The organism is Rhodovulum steppense (genome assembly GCF_004339675.1).
Taxonomy (GTDB): Bacteria; Pseudomonadota; Alphaproteobacteria; order Rhodobacterales; family Rhodobacteraceae; genus Rhodovulum; species Rhodovulum steppense.
The window spans coordinates 18,357-35,323 of sequence record NZ_SLVM01000024.1 but is presented as its reverse complement, the minus strand read 5'-3'; the positions used below and the strand labels follow the sequence as shown (position 1 = coordinate 35,323).

The 16,967-nt window shown below is 63.9% G+C and carries 13 protein-coding genes; 4 read left to right on the top strand and 9 right to left on the bottom strand.

Annotation, left to right across the window (positions count from 1 at the left end; genetic code table 11):
• Positions 1-3: 3 nt before the first annotated feature.
• The 3 genes from EV216_RS14350 to EV216_RS14340 all read right to left on the bottom strand — a co-directional run bounded on the left by EV216_RS14350 (position 4) and on the right by EV216_RS14340 (position 3,915).
• The gene (locus EV216_RS14350) at positions 4-576 is read right to left on the bottom strand and encodes a polysaccharide biosynthesis/export family protein (protein WP_243642089.1); all 573 of its coding nucleotides are present in this window, start codon (positions 574-576) and stop codon (positions 4-6) included.
• A 190-nt stretch (positions 577-766) separates the two neighbouring features.
• Positions 767-3,220, bottom strand: coding sequence for a tetratricopeptide repeat protein (locus EV216_RS14345; RefSeq protein ID WP_243642088.1), 2,454 nt, complete (start codon positions 3,218-3,220; stop codon positions 767-769).
• Positions 3,221-3,336: 116 nt separating this feature from the next.
• The gene (locus EV216_RS14340) at positions 3,337-3,915 is read right to left on the bottom strand and encodes a sugar transferase (protein ID WP_341539365.1); all 579 of its coding nucleotides are present in this window, start codon (positions 3,913-3,915) and stop codon (positions 3,337-3,339) included.
• 615 nt (positions 3,916-4,530) lie between these two features.
• Between EV216_RS14340 and EV216_RS14335 the strand changes: the two genes are divergently transcribed.
• From EV216_RS14335 to EV216_RS14325, 3 genes are read left to right on the top strand one after another with little or no spacing between them, the layout of a single operon-like run.
• Positions 4,531-5,412, top strand: a complete 882-nt coding sequence (locus tag EV216_RS14335; RefSeq protein ID WP_132696218.1) for an ExeA family protein — start codon at positions 4,531-4,533, stop codon at positions 5,410-5,412.
• Positions 5,409-6,959: a GumC family protein gene (locus tag EV216_RS14330; protein ID WP_132696217.1), complete on the top strand. Its 1,551-nt coding sequence runs from the start codon at positions 5,409-5,411 to the stop codon at positions 6,957-6,959. Before EV216_RS14335 ends, EV216_RS14330 begins: the two co-directional genes overlap by 4 nt.
• A 26-nt stretch (positions 6,960-6,985) precedes the next feature.
• Positions 6,986-7,804: a CpsD/CapB family tyrosine-protein kinase gene (locus EV216_RS14325; protein WP_132696216.1), complete on the top strand. Its 819-nt coding sequence runs from the start codon at positions 6,986-6,988 to the stop codon at positions 7,802-7,804.
• 18 nt (positions 7,805-7,822) lie between these two features.
• Here EV216_RS14325 and EV216_RS14320 read toward each other — a convergent pair whose 3' ends face one another.
• The 6 genes from EV216_RS14320 to EV216_RS14295 all read right to left on the bottom strand — a co-directional run bounded on the left by EV216_RS14320 (position 7,823) and on the right by EV216_RS14295 (position 15,020).
• A complete protein-coding gene (locus tag EV216_RS14320) occupies positions 7,823-9,253 on the bottom strand; it encodes a UbiA family prenyltransferase (RefSeq protein ID WP_132696215.1) in 1,431 nt (476 codons plus the stop codon).
• 20 nt (positions 9,254-9,273) lie between these two features.
• Positions 9,274-10,578: an ArnT family glycosyltransferase gene (locus EV216_RS14315; RefSeq protein WP_165899259.1), complete on the bottom strand. Its 1,305-nt coding sequence runs from the start codon at positions 10,576-10,578 to the stop codon at positions 9,274-9,276.
• Between the two features lie 153 nt (positions 10,579-10,731).
• The gene (locus tag EV216_RS14310) at positions 10,732-11,697 is read right to left on the bottom strand and encodes a glycosyltransferase family 2 protein (RefSeq protein ID WP_132696213.1); all 966 of its coding nucleotides are present in this window, start codon (positions 11,695-11,697) and stop codon (positions 10,732-10,734) included.
• On the bottom strand, positions 11,694-12,542 hold the full coding sequence (locus EV216_RS14305; RefSeq protein WP_132696212.1) for a sulfotransferase domain-containing protein: 849 nt from the start codon (positions 12,540-12,542) through the stop codon (positions 11,694-11,696). The genes EV216_RS14310 and EV216_RS14305 overlap by 4 nt, the downstream gene beginning before the upstream one ends.
• Position 12,543: 1 nt before the next feature.
• The gene (locus tag EV216_RS14300; protein ID WP_132696211.1) at positions 12,544-13,506 is read right to left on the bottom strand and encodes a glycosyltransferase family 2 protein; all 963 of its coding nucleotides are present in this window, start codon (positions 13,504-13,506) and stop codon (positions 12,544-12,546) included.
• Between the two features lie 8 nt (positions 13,507-13,514).
• Positions 13,515-15,020 (bottom strand): O-antigen ligase family protein, encoded by a 1,506-nt coding sequence (locus EV216_RS14295; RefSeq protein ID WP_132696210.1) that lies wholly within the window; start codon positions 15,018-15,020, stop codon positions 13,515-13,517.
• A 658-nt stretch (positions 15,021-15,678) separates the two neighbouring features.
• Here EV216_RS14295 and EV216_RS14290 point away from each other — a divergent pair.
• Complete coding sequence (locus EV216_RS14290) at positions 15,679-16,944, top strand: glycosyltransferase (protein ID WP_132696209.1); 1,266 nt, start codon at positions 15,679-15,681, stop codon at positions 16,942-16,944.
• Positions 16,945-16,967: the final 23 nt, after the last annotated feature.

Genomic DNA, 16,967 nt, shown 5'->3' with positions numbered 1-16,967 from the left:
GGATCACTCGAACAGGCGCCGCTCCGGCACCAGGATCACGTCGCCATCCTGAAGCCGGATGTCCTGCTTTAGCGCGGCCCCTGCGCTCAGCGCCCGGTAGTCGATCCGATAGACCGTCTGCGCGCCCGAGCGCGGATCGGTGCGGCGCAGCTGGATACGCTTGGTCGCGGCAAAGCGGGTCACCCCGCCCGATTGCGCCAGAGCCTGCAGGAAGGTCGTCCCGCGCGCGACCTCGATCAGGCCTGGCCTGTTCACCTCGCCCAGAAAATAGATGCCGACGGCCGCCGGGCCCGAGGCATAGGCCGCGCGGTCGCCGGGCTGGGCCGAAACGAAGACATTCGGCGTGACCGCGAAGTTCGGGCCGATCCCCGCGATGATCGCCTGTTCGATCTCGGAGATCGTGCGGCCCGCGACCAGGACAGAACCGGCGAAGGGAAAGCTGATCCGCCCGTCAGGCAGCACAACCACCGCGCGGTTGAGGCTGGTATCCTCAAGCACCTCGATGGCGAGCGTGTCGCCGGGCCGGACCCGGTATTCCTGCTGCGCGACCGCCATCGTCGCCGTAGCCGTCGCCATCAGGGCCAAGACCAGACCGGACGCGATACGTTTCAAATACAGCATGCTCTCTGCCTTCCTGCCAGAATTGGCGTCATTCTCGTCGGCATGGCCGGGCAAGAAAAGGCCATAATGCGCCGCCCGCCGTATCGCACGGCGAGGTGTAGTGCCGCTGTCACGCACGGGGGGCAGCCGCCCTCCCTTGCCCGCTTCAGTTCTCGGAGGCGCTTCCGGACGCCTGCAGGGCATGCATCTGACGCCGAGCCTCCTCGATCTGCGCGCGGCTGTCACCGGGACCAGCGATCTCGACAGCCTTGCGGAACTGGTCCAGGGCCTCGTCCTGTCGGCCGAGCGCCAGATAGGCCTGGGCCAAGTGATACTGGACCAGCGCATCGCCAGGCAGCCCCCGGGCCGCAGCCTCGAGATAGGGCAGCGCCTCGGCGCTTTCGCCGCGCCTGTGGGCGATCCAGCCATAAGTGTCCTGAACCGCCGGCACCTCGGCGTCGCGCAGGCGCCGGGCGATGGTCCAGGCGCGTTCGAGGCTCGCCTCGTCCTGGCGATAGGTGGCCAGAAGGCTGGCAAGGTTGTTCGCGATGACCAGCGACGAGGAATTGCGCTCGTAAAGATCCTCATAGATCGCGATGGCCCCGTCGATCTCGCCATCCTGTTCCAGGAAGGAGGCCCGGGCCCACAACAGCTGCCCGTCTCCGGGCGTGTGGCCCAACCCCTCGTCGATCGCGGCCATGGCACCGGCCCGGTCGCCCTGGCGTTGCTGAACCCGCGAGATTTCCAGCCAGACCCCCGGCCGGGCCGGGTTGGTTGCGACAAGGTCGCGATAGATTGCCTCAGCCCCGGCCAGATCGCCGTTGACTGCATGCGCCGTGGCCAGCACGAAATCCAGCGCCTCGTTGCCGGGGTTTTCCTGCTTCAGGACCTGCGCCTGTTCCAACGCACCCGCGGTGTCGCCGGTCGCCATCCGGGCTCGGATCAGGGCGATCCGCGAGGCCAGTGTCGCGTCCGCACTGCTCGCCAGCTGTTCGAGGAAGGCCATGGCCTCTTCGGTGCCGCTCTGTCGGTTGATCCGTTCCGCATCAAGCCCGTTGGCGGCCTGCAACGCCGCCGGATCGTCCAGACGCCGAAGCGTGTCGGCGACCTGCTGTGCCCGGGGAAAATCCTCCATCCGCAGGTAAAGCTCGCCCAGCACCACCAGAAGGTCGGGATTGTCGGGCGTGGACCGGAGCGCCTTGATCAGGATGTCCTCGGCCGACAGGTAGCTTTCACCACCGATCAGGACCCGTGCATAGCGGATGGTCTCAGCGGGCGCGTTTCCCGAGGCCTCAACGGCCAGCGCCAGAAAGTCGCGCGAAAGCTCGGCTCGGCCCGAACGGGAATAGGCCTCAGCCATCAGGGACATCGCCTGCGCGTCTTCCGGGGTGCGGTCGAGTGCAGTCCGAAGCGCCGCGATCGCGGTATCGGTATCGTCGGCCTCGATCAGCCAGGCCGCACGCATCTTGAGCGCCTCTGGATGCGTCGCCTCCTCGGCAAGAACCTCCTCGACCCGGGTCCGCGCGCCCACCTCGTTGCCAGTGGTCAACAACATGCGCGCCAATGCGACCTTGATGTTTCGGGTCTGTTCGGACGGTTCCGCTCCCTTCAGGACCTCCTCAAGCGTGGCGATCGCCCCGTCGCGTTTGCCAGCGGCGAAATCGAGCCCCGCGCCCAGCACCTGGAACGGCACCGGGTCGGGCCGTTCAGCGATCGCCTTGTCGATCTCGGCCCGGGCAGCCTCGGCGCCGCGCACCTCGGCGAGGAAGCGGATCAGGTCCACCGTGGGACCAGAATCCTCGGGCGCCGAGGCTGAAGCAAGCTCGCGCAAGAAGGCCTCGGCCCCATCAGCATCCTGTTGCGAGAGGTAGAAGCGCACCAGCATCGCCTTGTTGTTCACGTCGTCGGGAAAGCGCTCGATCATCTGGCGCAACTGTGCCTCGATCGCCCCCATGTCACCGAGTCCGCCGAGAACCCGCAGCCGCTCCTGATAGTAGCGAGGATCGTCAGGCTGTTGAGCGATCACCTTGTCGATTTCGGCCAACGCTCGGGGCAGGTCGGACTCTCGCAGCGCATTGTCGATCATGACATTGCGCAACAGGAAGTTGTCGGGCTGTTCGGACAGCAGGGCATCCGCACGACGCGCCGCCTCGCTACGGCCCGCACCGTTCTGGGCCAGGATAGCAGCACGATAGGACCGCATCACGGCGATGGCTTCGACCCGGGGATCCTCCGGAGCCAATTCCTCCGCCTTGCTGCCATGGCGCTCCACCTCGTCCCAAAGATTGGAGCCGAAGGCAAGTTCGGTCAGGGCGATCCGCGCTTCCAGATCGTCCGGGTACTGTTCGGCGAGGCGCAGGTACTGGCTGTAGGCCTCCTGCCGGTTGCCGCGGTGGTTCAGCATCAACTCGGCGAAGCGGTAACGTGCCTCGCGATGGAAGCCGTCGTTCTGGAAAACGTTGCGCAGCTCGACGATGGCGCGGTCGTAGTCGCGCTCCGCAATCAGGTCGAGGGCGGCCTGGTAATGGCCTTCGGCCTTGTCCTCGGAGGACTGGCAGGCCGAGAGCATCAGCGTGGAGCCCAGAAGGGCGGCGGGAAGCAGTCGGGTCAGAACACGCACGGGACAGGATCCTTCGTTCAATCGAAGTGCCGCAGAAGGGCAGGCCACGAGTGGCCTGCCCTTCTATCTTTCGAACCCACGGCCTGCACGCAAGCCATGGATCGTTCAATTGCCGGTCAGTAGCCGGTCCCGCGCAGCACGACCGCGACGGTCCGGAACAGGACGACGAGATCGGTCCAGAAGGACAGGACCCGGTGATATTGCTCGTCATAGGGCGCGCGGCCGACGAAATCGCACTCGTTGCGGTCGGAAATCTGCCAAAGTCCAGTGATGCCGGGGCGCAGATCGTAATAGGCGGTGCCGGGATAGAACGGCTTCTGGGCCACCATCATCGGTCGCGGGCCGACCAGCGACATCGTTCCGTTCAGCACGTTGATGAGCTGCGGCAACTCGTCGAGCGAGGTCTTGCGCAGGAAACGTCCGACCGGGGTGATCCGTGGGTCGCGCTTGAGCTTCTGCGTCGCGGTCCATTCCAGCCGGGCCACCGGGTTCCGGGCGAGATAGTCCTCGAGGATCCGGTCGGCATCGGGAACCATCGTGCGAAGCTTCCACAGCCGGAAGGCCTTTCCGTTCCGACCGACGCGCAGCTGTGTGTAGAACGGTCGGTGCCCGTCGGTGGTGACGAGCAGTGCCATGAAAAGGATCAGCGGCACGCTGAAGGGCGCGGTCAGGATGACCAGGACCAGATCGAGCATGCGTTTGAGGATGGCACGATAGACCCCGGCAGGGCCTTTGTGGTGGCGGGGTACGGGTCCGAATACCGGCCTCGCCTGCCCGTCCGCGTTCAAGTCGTTCAAATACAATGTCATAGGCAGCAACCGGCCGAAGCCGATCCTTCAAAAAGTTGCACCCCGTCACCCGCGGCACGCGGGCCGCCAAGTCTTTCCCCCGGAGCCAGACAATCGCCTAGCCCACATCGAATACGGTAACATTATGGCCGAAATGAATCAAAGCCCCGATTGGGGCCGCCTTGATTTTCCGATGATTTTCTTGCCAATCAGGCGAGTTTCAGGCGTGTACACGGCGCCACCGCAACCTGCAGGAGCAACAGGCAGGGACAGCCCGGCTGACGCGGCAGGATTGTCGATCTGGCGGAAACGTCAAGACACCTCAAGCCCCGGAATCGTGCGCGATCCCAGCGAATCGACGCCTCATGAGATAGAGTGCAGCCCGGGGGGCAGCCACGGGATTGCCTTGAAAATGACGCAACTTGTCACTACCGCCAAAAGAGGAGGTAAAAGTTACCCTTCATTCGCACCTCGTGACCGGCAGCGCCGCACCCGGGGCCAAGGACATCGCGAGAGCAGGTCATGAGCAGCTCCCTCTACAACGCCCATTTCGGCTTTACCGAGCGGCCCTTCTCGCTGGTGCCGGACCCGGACTTCCTGTTCTGGACACGGGCCCACGCCCGGGCCTTCTCGGTGCTGGAATACGGGCTTGTAACGCGTGCGCCGCTGACCGTGGTCACCGGCGAGGTGGGAACCGGCAAGACCACGCTGATCCAGGCGCTCCTGCGGCGGGTCGATGACGAGGTGACCGTGGGCCTGATCTCGAACGCCCAGGGCGGGCGGGGGGATCTGCTGCGCTGGGTGCTGAACGCGCTGGACGTCGCGGTGACGCCGGGGGCCGACTATGTCTCGCTGTTCCAGCAGTTCCAGGGTTTCGTGCTCGACGAATACGCCGCCGGGCGCCATGTCGCGCTGATCGTGGACGAGGCGCAGAACCTCGGCGCCGAGACGCTGGAAGAGCTGCGCATGCTCACCAACATCAACTCGGGCAAGGACGAGCTGCTGCAGATCATCCTGGTCGGCCAGCCCGAGCTGCGCGAGTTGATCCGCCGCCCCGAACTGAGGCAGTTCGCCCAGCGGGTGATGGCGGTTTACCATCTCGAGCCGATGGATATCGCCACGACCCGTGACTATATCGCACACAGGCTGCAGCACGTTGGCGGGACGGGCAAGGAATTCACCCCCGAGGCGACCCGCTGCATCTTCGAGGAATCCGGAGGCATACCGCGCGTGGTGAACAAGCTCTGCGATCTGGCGCTCGTCTATGCCTCGAGCGCAGACCAGGACAAGGTCGGCGTGGGCACGATCCGCGAACTGGTGCGCGACGGGCTGATCCTCAAGCCGCTCGGCGATCCGCTGTTGCTGGCCGAGCCGCTCGACAGTTTCGGGAAGGCCGCAGAATGAATTTCGACCTGCAGCTCTACTGGGCCCTGTTCCTGCGCCGCCTGCCGGTGATGGCGCTCTTCGTGCTGATCGGCGTGGCTGGCGGCATTGTCGCGGCATTCAAGCTGCCCGAGACCTACGAGACCTCCGCCCGCCTGCTCGTCGAAGCCCCGCAAATCCCGGACAACATGGTCGTCTCGACGGTGCAGACCGGGGCGACAGAACAGCTCGACATCATCGAGCAGCGCCTGTTGACCCGAGCGAACCTCATAGACATCGCCAACCGCTTCCGCGTCTTTCCCGACATCCGGCAGATGGAGCCCGACGCGGTGGTGAGCAAGATGCGGTCCTCGACGCGGATCCGGCGCAGTGCGGGGCGCGAGCAGGCGACGCTGATGACGATCAGCTTCTCTTCGCATTCCGGCCGGATCGCGGCGGATGTCGTCAACGAATATGTCACGCTGGTGCTTCAGGAAAACGCGCGCTTCCGGACCTCGCGCGCGGAAAGCACGCTCTCGTTCTTCGAGCAGGAAGTGCAGCGACTGGGCCAGGAGCTCGACCGCCAGAGTACGGCGATCGCGACCTTCAAGTCCGAGAACGCCGAGGCCTTACCCGAGGAACAAAGCTACCGGCTCGGCCGACAGACCCTGCTTCAGGAACGGCTGTCCCGGCTGGAGCGTGATCTCAGGGCGTTGCAGTCTCAGCGCCAGGATTTCCTGCGCATCTTCGAGACCACCGGCCGGATCAGCTCGATCGAGGGGATCGGGCGTCGCCGCTCTCCAGAGGAGGAACGCCTGATCGTGGCCCGGGCAGAACTCGAGAACGCGAGGTCAGTCTATTCCGACCAGAGCCCCCGGGTGATCCGGCTGCAGGCAATGGTTGACCGGCTGGAAGCCGTCGTTGCCGCCCAGACTGCGGCCGGGCTGACCGGCGAGGGCGGAGAGGTCTCGCCGGAACAGGCGCTGCTCGATGCAACCCTCTCCCAGATCGACAACCAGATCGCGACACTCGATAGCGATATAGCAGATACCACAGAGGAATTGGACGGACTGCAGCGCGCGATCTCGCAAAGTGCGGCAAACGGCATCCAGCTGGCCAGTCTGGAACGTGACTACCAGATGATCCAGACCCGCTACAACGCCGCTGTGGCCAACCTCAATCAGGCCAGGATGAGCGAACGGATCGAAAGCACCGCCCAGGGACAACGCGTCAGTGTGATCGAGAATGCCAGCGTTCCCCAAGTGCCCACGGGCCCCAACCGGTCAAAGGTGGCAGCCCTGGGGGCGGTGGCAGGCATTGGGCTTGCAGCAGCCTATTTCGTGCTTCTGGAACTCCTGAACCGGAATATCCGTAGCCCGGGCGAACTGACCGGCCGATTCAATATCACGCCCATCACCACGATCCCCCATATGCGCGCCAGGGATGGCAGATTGGTGCGGCGTCGGCGGCTTCTGGGTGTGTCCTTCGTCCTGGCGACCGCGCTGCTGCCCGCACTATGGTCCAGTCCCGGTCTGGATCGTTCCCAGTTCCCGGCCGGGCAGATGCCTGGCGCGACCGGCACGAACTGACCCCGGCGCCGTACCGAGAAAAAATCATGGAAAAACTTCAGGCAGCTCTCGAGAAGGCCCGAAAAACCCGCACGGGACAGGGGGCGATGGTTCCCGCCCGACACCAGCTCCAGGCCCGGCCCGCCGAGACCGTGCCCGAAACCGATGCGCTCTGGCAGGCGCTTGCGCCCTTCGAGGTCGACGAGCGGCGGCTGATTGACCATCTCGTGGTCACGCGCGAGGCGGGAGCAGCAGCAACGCCCTTCGATATCCTGCGCACCAAAGTGCTGCTGCAGATGCGCCAGAACGGCTGGAAACGGCTGGCGATCACCTCGCCGATGCCGGGATCGGGCAAGACCACGATTGCCTGCAACCTGGCGCTGGGACTCGGCCGACAGCGCGACCTGCGCTCGATCCTTCTCGATCTCGACCTGCGCGACCCCTCGGTGCACCGCTTCTTCGAGACCGAACCGCCGCATGGAATCGGCGAGGTGCTGACCGGCGCAGTCCCCTTCGCCCGCAACGCCCTGCGCTATGGCGACAATGTCGCTCTCTCGATGGCACGCCACCCGGAAACCGATCCGACCCGGCTGCTGCTGGCCGAGGATACCGTCGACATGCTCGATGCGATCGAGGCCGCCTACAAGCCGGACGTGATGATCTTCGACCTGCCCTCGGTGCTGGTCAACGACGACACCCGCGCCTTCCTGAAGAATGCCGATTGCGCGCTGATCGTGATCCGCGCCGAGGATACGCGCTTTGCCCAGTTCGACACCTGCGAGCGTGAGATCGCCGAGCACACCAATGTGCTGGGTGTGGTGCTGAACGCCTATCGTTATGGGGACTCGCCTAGGGAAGCGAACTGAGTACCGGGGAACGGCCAGTCATGGCCAAAGCCCCACCGAGCCGAAGCCGAGGATCAGCAAGAAACACAGCAGGCTGATGCGGTCCTTGGCGGCATAAACCACAGGATCATCGTGCATCTGCCCACGATGGGCCAGCAGCACCGTACGCGAAATCCAGTACAGTAACACACAACAGATGCCCCAGAGCGCCTCTGGGCGGGTGTAGAGTTCCTGCGTGGAGGGGGCGTTCACATAAAGCGCCATCACCAGCACCGAAACGTAACCAGCCCCGATCGCCATCATGGAGATCACCGGCAGGTCCTCGACCGCATAGCCCCGCCCGGAAGCGGCGAGCTTTCCGCGGCGTCCGCTGTCAACGAGTTCAGCCTGCCGCTTCACTGCGGCAAGCGCAAAGAAAAAGAAGATCGAAAAGGCCAGAATCCAGACCGAGAGCGTCAGCCCCGTAGCAACACCACCGGCAATGATGCGCAGGGTATAGAGTCCAGCCAGAACGCAGATATCTATCACCACTCGGCGCTTGAGCGCTAAAGAATACGCGGTGGTCAGAAGGTAGTACCCTGCCATCACCAGAAAAAAGGCAGGCCCTAACGCCAGAGAGACCACCGCTCCCGCGAGGAACAACCCTCCCGCCAACCACGTACCATGCGCGATAGGAATCCGCCCGGAAGCAAAGGGGCGCTCGCGCTTGCGCGGATGGGCGCGATCCGCAGCAAGATCAAGCAGATCATTCAGCACATAGACGCTTGAGGCTATCAGGCTAAAGGCCATGAAGGCCATTAGAGAAGCCGCGAAGGCTCCAATCTCGACGACATGGGCCGCCAGCATAGGCATGAAGACCAGAATGTTCTTAAGCCATTGGTGCGGACGGATTGCACGAAGGTAATCGCTCGGTACTGTCGGCATCGAGGACAGGTGTTCTGCTGCGGGCTTCATGGCGGCAACTGCATCGCGCAGGGAGCTGGGAGCGTTAACTGTCACCGCATGGCCAGCCTGTGCCCAGACCGCGAGATCGGCCCTGGAATCTCCCATGTAGGCATAGCGCCCAACGCCATATCGATCATTCAGGAAAGCAGCCTTCCGATCAGCCTTGAGATTGATCACGCCATCCGAACCGTGGACCTCATCGAAGATTCCAAGGTGATCGGCGATGCGCCGTGCAAGAAGTTCATCAGCGGCTGTAACCAATACGGTACGCCCGCCGACATCCTGAAAACGACGGATGTATTCGATGACGGTCGCATCATAAGGCAGGGTGGCGACATCAATGCAGGCATGCTCTGCCAAGTATCGCTTGAGCCCGGCCCGCCCTCGGGCAAGCGCACGCAGAGTGGCGAAGGGTTGCCACCAGCGCCGACCGCAGGCCGACCAGAAACTCTCGAACAACATGTCGCTGCGTAGGAGTGTACCATCGAGGTCGACGGCAAGGAGGGGCTGATCATAGCGCGCCATTGCGTTCCCAATAAGCTGTATCAGTCAGGAGCAGCGTCCTCTGCACGTCGAGCAGGCGCGAGCCTCACGCGGGCGCGGGCGACGTAATGCTCCAGGACAGCGGTCAGGAACATTGCGTTGCTGGCGATTACCAACCAGTCGAAGGGTAACCGAAAACGCACCCGAGTGAAGTAGATCGCATAGGCCAACCCACCTACAATCCACAATACGAGAAAAAGGAGTTCTACTCGCCGGAATGGGAAACTCCGGCAAAATACGAGATGCAGCATGAGAGGGCCAACGATCACAGCGGCCCAGGTAACAAAGAGCACGGCCTCCCGTGCACTCCCGCCAACCGTAGACGCACCGCCTTCAACCACCTCGTCCGACAAAAGCTTGTTGCTGTAATCGAACCAGTGAGCGAACTTTGCCAGGTAGAGCTTCACCGCCCGGCCAGGATCATCAGTGATCTCGCGAAGCGCAGCCTGGGTGAAGATCCGGTTGCGTTCCACCTCTCCCTTCCCGGTGATCTCGGTATAGACGTATTCGGGGAAACGAACATCGAGGCTCGAGTTATAACGCGCCTCGGCAGTATTGCCGGCTAACAGGTTATAGCCGGAACTGGTAGCCACCGGAATGAAGGCATCGAAAACGATGTAGTTGCGCACAGTCCACGCTCCAACCATCGACGCGGAAACAGCGCAGAAAATCGCGGTGTGCGTGAGCCGACGTTTCGACTGGAGCAGAACCCAACCGAGCAGGACTGGCCCCAGCAAGAGTATGACTGGTACCGTAAGGACCAGAAAACCATAGACTGCTGCACCGGATGCAACCGCGCGGAACGATTGGTCTTCTCGAACCCGATCCAGAAACCAGAGCATCAGAACCAGCAGGAATGCCGCCAGAGTCTGGGGGTAAATCGTCGATGCTGCGTAAATCACCACCGGCCAGAGTGGCACAAGAACAACTGCAAGAAGCCCTGCGCGGGGCCCGGCGTGCCGACAAACCAGATGGAACAGCACGACGAGTCCGAAGCCAACCAGCGTCGCATTCACAAGACGCATTTCAATCAGACCCGCACCCATCCGCGCGAACGGAGCCAGGAAGAAAACCAACCCTGGCGCGCGGTAGGCGGTAGGCATACCCGGCTCCACCGCAAACTCGCCATTCAAGGCGAGGTTCTGAGCGAGGGCAAAGAAATCAGGTTCATCCATCGACTTCACCCGATCTCCGCTCAGCAGAATCACCCCCCAGCACGCCACCACGGCCAACATCGCGATTGCGTAGGCGAAAGCCCTTTCCCGACCGGACAGGGCATCGAACAGCCGCGCCGCGATATCCCCCATCATTCTTTCCCCGTGCATATGAAGTACACCCTTCTGTAACACGACATCGACAGGGCTTCTCGGTCGCGACCCCGGGAGTCCGCGGGATCAGGCCAGAGGCCGACAGGTTTCCCGACACTCCTTAGTATTCAAACATGCTTTATACACACAGGGTCACTTGTATTCGATAAGACGGGTCCTGGCCCGGGTCAGGCGCCGCCAGAGATAGGTGAAGACGCCCTGCGCCTCGGGCAGTTTCGCAAGCGTCAGGAAAACCGCCCGCGCCCAGGGCATGCCGCGCAGCCGCAGGCGCAGCGCTTGGGCTGGCCAGGCAAGAAGCAACACCAGAGCCCAGGGCGTGAAGAAAGCCCCCAGAAGGGTGACAAGCGGCAGTGCAATCCCCCAGGCCAGCGCGCGGCGCAGCTGGGGCACATAATGGCGCTCGGGGGGCGCACCATGCATTGCAGCGCCCTGAGCAAAGGCATGGCCGCCGCGCCGGGTGCGCTGCCACCACTGGCCGAAGCGGGTCATCGCCGCGTCATGCAGCGTCATCTCGGCATCGAGCCGCCAGATCTCCCAGCCCGCCGCGCGCAGCCGCACGCAAAGCTCGGGTTCCTCGCCCGCGATGAGGGTCGGATCGTAGCCCCCGACCGCGGCCAGAGCCTCGGTCCGGATCAGCGCGTCCCCGCCGCAGGACCGGGCTTGACCGACCGGCGTATCCCATTCGGCGTCGATCAGGCGGTTGTAGACGGATGCCTCGGGAAACCGCTCGCGCCGTCGGCCGCAGGCCACGGCGACCCTGGGCCGGGGGTCGAGGAACGCGGCTGCCGTTTCGATCCAGCCGGGTTGCAGCGCGCAATCGCCGTCAAGGAACTGGACATAGGCCGGGGGCGGACCATCCGCGGCCAGCCGGGCGAAGCCTGCATTCCGGGCGCGGGCGGCGGTAAAGGGAATGGTCATGTCAAGTTCGACCACCTCGGCGCCACGGACCCGGGCTGCCGCGAGGCTGCCATCGGTCGAGCCGCTGTCGACATAGACGATCCGACCGACCTTGCCGACCAGGGAGTCGAGACAGGAGATCAGGCGCACGCCCTCGTTCCGGCCGATCACGACCGCAGCGATGTCAGTACGCCCGGTCATGAGCGCGCGAACGGGTAGCAGAGATCGAGGGCGGGATGGCCGGGGAAAAGCTCGGCCAGCTGCGTCCGGTCCTCAAGGAAACGCGCCTTCATCCGGTCCTGAATGTCGGCCGGGATCTCGGGGCGCGCCTTCATGGTGCGCGCCTCGCGCACCCAACGGCGCACCGCCTTGGGAACGAGCGTGCGGCGCAGCGCACGGGCCACCGGATTGTCGATCAGCAGCCCCTGCATCGGCAAACGCCGCATCCGCTCGGCCGAAATGTTCTGTGCCGGTAGGTCATGCACCCAGGCGGCGCGCCCGGACAGGCCCAGAAACCGGGCGATCCGCGAGAATTCCGCATCCGGATCGGCCTTGAGCTGTTCAAGGCTGGTCAGGAGAACGCGATCAGCCCCATAGGCCCTCACATAGGGGGCGATCTGCATGCCATAGCGGCCGTAATCCACAAGTTCCGGGTGGGCGCGGAACGCCTCGGCCGGATCGGCAGACATCACCCCTTGCGACCATTCGTGGATGTAATGGGAGACCGCCCGGGCCAGCGGATTGCGGATCATGTAGATCAGCCGGGGCGGGTGGGACAGCAGCGCCTGCATTCGGGCGAGGGTCGCGGGATGGGTCGGCAGCTTCGTGTAATGGGTGCTGGCCTCGCCCTTGATGTCGTCCGGCCCGGCGGCGGCGAACAGCCCCTCATACCAGCCCTGTCCACGGGCGAAGACACCATCGTCCGAAAAGTAGTTGGGTTCCTTGGGCGTGGTCATGAACACGCCATCCTGCAGGGCCAGCTGCCTCTGCAGGGTCGAGGTGGCGCATTTCATCGCGCCGATGATCAGGAAATCGGGCAGCGCCATGTCATTCACCGGGGGCCCGCCGCGGGCCCAACGGCCGGAAGGCGTTGATCCAGATATCACGCCACTCGGCGGCAACGGCCCGCGGAACAGGCTTGCCGAACAGGCGGCGCGACTGCGCTAGGGCGCGCCCGGCATGCCAGAGCAGGTTCGCCGCAATCACGCCGTCCTGACCGTAGGCCTTGTAGAGAAACCGGGTGCGCGAGGCATAGTAATAGGCCGGAAGGCGCTTGCGCGCCTTCTCGAGCGTCTTGACCGGGCCGCTGCCGCCGCGGAAATGGACGGCTACGGCCCGGGGTTCCTGAACGATCTTCCAGCCTGCGCCGCGCGCTTTCAGCGAATAGTCGCAATCGTCAAAATAGAGGAAATAGCCCTCGTCCATCGGGCCGATCTCTCTCACCATCCGGCCGCGCAGCAGGATACAGCAGAAGCTTGCCCATCCGATCTCGCCGGGGTCGACGGGTGGCGTGAGGGCGACGACATGACGGCGCAGGAGCCGGGTGACCGGAGCGCTGCTCGCTGCACGAATGAACTCGCTCCAGGGGCTCTGAAAGCGGAAACAGCTGACCTGAATCTCTCCCTCATCGGTCTCGATCAAGGGTGCGATCAGGCCGGCTTCTGGATGGGCCTCTGCTGCGGCCAGGATCGTCTTGAGAAAGCCCGGCCTGAGTACGGCGTCGGAATTGAGGATGAGGTAGTGATCGGCCTCGACGGCGGCCATGCCCTGGTTGTGGCCGCCCGAGAATCCCGTGTTCGCAGATGATCGCACAAGCTCTACAGGCGCCCCCGCAGGCTGAGCGGCGATCCAGGCTGCGATCTTGTCGGCTGAACCGTCACCGGAGGCATTGTCGACAACGACGATACGCGCGTCGATGTCGCCGATATCGTGGAGCACCGAGCGGACGCAGTTCAACGTGAGTTCGGCGGTGCGGAAGTTGATGATCGAGATGGCAATATGACAGGTCATGGAAACTCTTAACGGGGAGATCGTTTCTGGCGATATACGCGCTGGGTCTGCCGCGTATAGACAGTTTCGTGAGCAGAGGGGATGGTCGGCATCTCTGCCAACGCTGCCGTCGGCTCGGAAACGGGTCGGCGATAGGCCGAACGGAGCGCTGAGGCCGGTTCCCTTTCGGTTTGGGCCACTTCCTGCCCCTGCCATTCGAGCCGTCCCCACAATGCACCGGCGAAAAGCCAGGTAAGAACCGTCATCGTACCGTTGGGGATCATGTCCATGAGGTTTCCGGCCATGATCAGCGCCAGAACAGAGGTTTCCATCCCGACTCCGGAGCGGCGGCGCCCCAGAAACAGGAGCAGTATGGGCACGGTCAGCAAACCGAACTTGCCAGCATAACCCATCCAGCCGCGGGCACCGATCTCGATGATCCAGGCCCCGTCCGAGATGGTGATGTCCACACCGTCCTCGTTGAAGACACGCCACCGCGACCAGCCGCCCCATCCAAACAGGGGGCGCTCCTGCGCCTTGGCCAGCAACCGGTCCTCGTTCACCAGCCGGGTCTGGAGAGAGCTTGCACGCTGTTCATCAATGCTCGCGGCCGCATCCATGATCCGGTCGAGGGGAACGAGGTTACTTGCCCGGACCATCGGATAGGTCAGGAACAGCCCGGCAATGATTGCAGCCACCAGGAGCTGGCCGCGGATACCGAGGAAGAAAGCGAAGGGGATCAGGGCCAGGGTGATCGCAAGCGCCCCGAGCGACTTGCACAGGACGAGAGTAAGCAGAAGCCAGACTGCCGCTGCCAGGAAGAGGCCACGCCGCTTCGGATCGACACGGGCGAGTCCCAGCGTCGCCAAGACGGTCGCCGAAAAGAAGATCGCCAGCCAAAGGCCATGTCCGAGAAAGACCACGGGGCGGAACCCGCCTCCGCGGAAATGCTGCGCCCAGCTGTGCGGGAAGAAGCCATAGACCCACCTGTTGAGCTGGGGCGACATTCGCACCTCGAACAGCGCGAGAAGCGAATAGGCCAGACCGGCAATGCAGAGCACCAGCAGGAGCAGGCGATGCGAAGCGGGATCGGCGAGGTATTTCCGTGCCACCAGCAGCGGCAGGATGAGCATGATCGCGGTCAGAACCTCCGAGAACCCGTCATAAGGGCGCAATCCCGGAATAACGGTTGGCCCGTAGACCAACGTTTCGCCATTGGTGATCACCGTCAGGAAAGCCCCGACAGCCACAAGCAACAGGAACAGGCGGGCCAGGGGATGGCGAGGTAGCAGACCCGGCACATGGTGCGCGGTCCGGTCCCGCGCAGCGACCAGCACGATCATGAGAAGGACGCTCAGAACCGGTACCGTATGCTTGTTGAGCGCCGGCAGCAGGGGTAGGTCGATCTCGGTACTCGAAGGCAGCAGCAGATAGCCCGCAACAATGGCCACCAGAATGGCCAACGGCAGGCGCAGCCTCTGGAACAGGATGGCGACTACTACAGGCCAGGCAAAAAGGGCAACCAGGGGCGGCATGGGTTATCTCGTATCAGGATCCGGCTGAAGCGGGATCAGGACCGGGCTTCGTGTCAGGCTCATCTTGCACAGCGTCGCGCAACACATAGCAAACCGCTCTTGGGAAACACAGCGTTTCAGGCCATTGCGCTCCGGCGCGACCACCGTCCGTCAGAATTACTCTTCTTTCGGCAATCATTTGGGTAGTTCGGACCACCTTCCCGGGTACGGCCCTGACGGCTATCGATGGCGACCTCAGCGGCGGCGGCAGGGCGGGACTGATGATATATGGCGCCGACAATCGTCTACCGAAACGGGGCGACCGGTCTCGCCGTCGACATCGTGCCGATCTACGTCCAACTGATAAACAATACCGGTGTAGAGTTTACGGCGTAGAAAGTCGTTATGATCCTTGATCGGTATGGTCCAGCGTGCGCGATCACCGGGAGCATGCCATCCCGTGTCGGCTGGTTCGATCTGGTTCGGCAAGTCGACGAACGATCCGGGGCGCGCGGGGTGTCGTCGGCCATCGGCGCGCGGCCTTGACCAAGTTGGTGTCTTACAGTGACATCCGCATGAGACCAAGGTCGGTATATCCCTCGGTGGGCGCCTGAGAACTTTAGTCCACCGACGTCGCCCGGCCCGATCCCTGGATCGCAACAGACAGGCGAGTAGACATTTGAGCACGAAGACACACGGGCCGGGCGACGATCCCTCCATTGCCTACCTGACGGGCTACTACCCCGCGGTATCGCATACCTTCATCCTGCGCGAGATCGAGGCCTTGGGCGACCAGGGCCTCGACATAAGGCCCTGTGCAATCCGCCGGGCCGACCCGAAGACCCTGCTCGGCCGGGCCGAGCGACGCGAGGCAGCCCGGACCTTCTATGTGCTCCGGGCCGCGTGCAACCCGCTGACCCTGATCACGGCCCAGGGGACGGCGCTGCGCGAGCCGGGGCGCTACCTGCGGACCTTGGCACTGGCGCTACGGCTGCGCGCGCCGGGATTGCGGGCGCTGCTCTATCAGTTGATCTATTTCGCCGAAGCGACTGTGCTGGCGCGGCAATTGCGCAAGGACGGGGTCAGCCATCTGCACAATCATTTCGCCTCGGCCAGTGCGACGGTGGCGATGCTGGCCGCCAGGCTTGCCGATATCGACTTCAGTTTCACGCTGCATGGCCCCTCGGATCTGTTCGAGGCGACGCATTGGCGGCTTGACGCCAAGGTGGCTGAGGCGCGCTTCGTCGCCTGCATCAGCCATTTCGCCCGCAGCCAGGCGATGTACCATTCCGCCCCGGAACATTGGGAGAAGCTGAAGATCGTCCATTGCGGCGTTGAACCGGAACTTTACGGTTCAACGGATGGGGGGACGGACCGGGACAGCGGGCTGCACATGGTCTTCATCGGCCGCCTTGCGCCGGTCAAGGGTCTGCGCGTGCTGATCGCCGCCTTTGCCGAGGCGCTGTCGCAAGAACCCGGCCTGCGGCTGACGATCGTGGGCGATGGCGAGGACCGGACCACGCTCGAAGCCCTGGCCGCTCCCTTGGGCAATGCCATCCGCTTTACCGGCTATCTCTCGCAGCAGGAGGTCACGGCGCTTCTGGCGCGCGCCGATGCGCTGGTTCTGCCAAGCTTTGCCGAAGGCGTCCCGGTGGTGCTGATGGAGGCGATGGCAAGCGGCAAACCGGTGATCGCCACCCAGGTGGCGGGGGTTGCGGAACTGGTGGAGAACGGGGTGAGCGGTTACCTAGTGCCGCCAGGCGATGCCACCGCGCTTGCCGACCGGATTCTGCGGCTTGCCGCCGATCCCGAGGCACGCCGCGCGATGGGCCGGGCCGGCCGCGCGTATGTGGAACGGGAATTCGACATCCGGCGGGAAGCGGTGTGGCTTGCATCGCTGTTCCGGGGAATGGAGGATGAGGGTATCAGGCCGTCAGGATCGTGACTCGGGTGCGGCACCCGTATGAA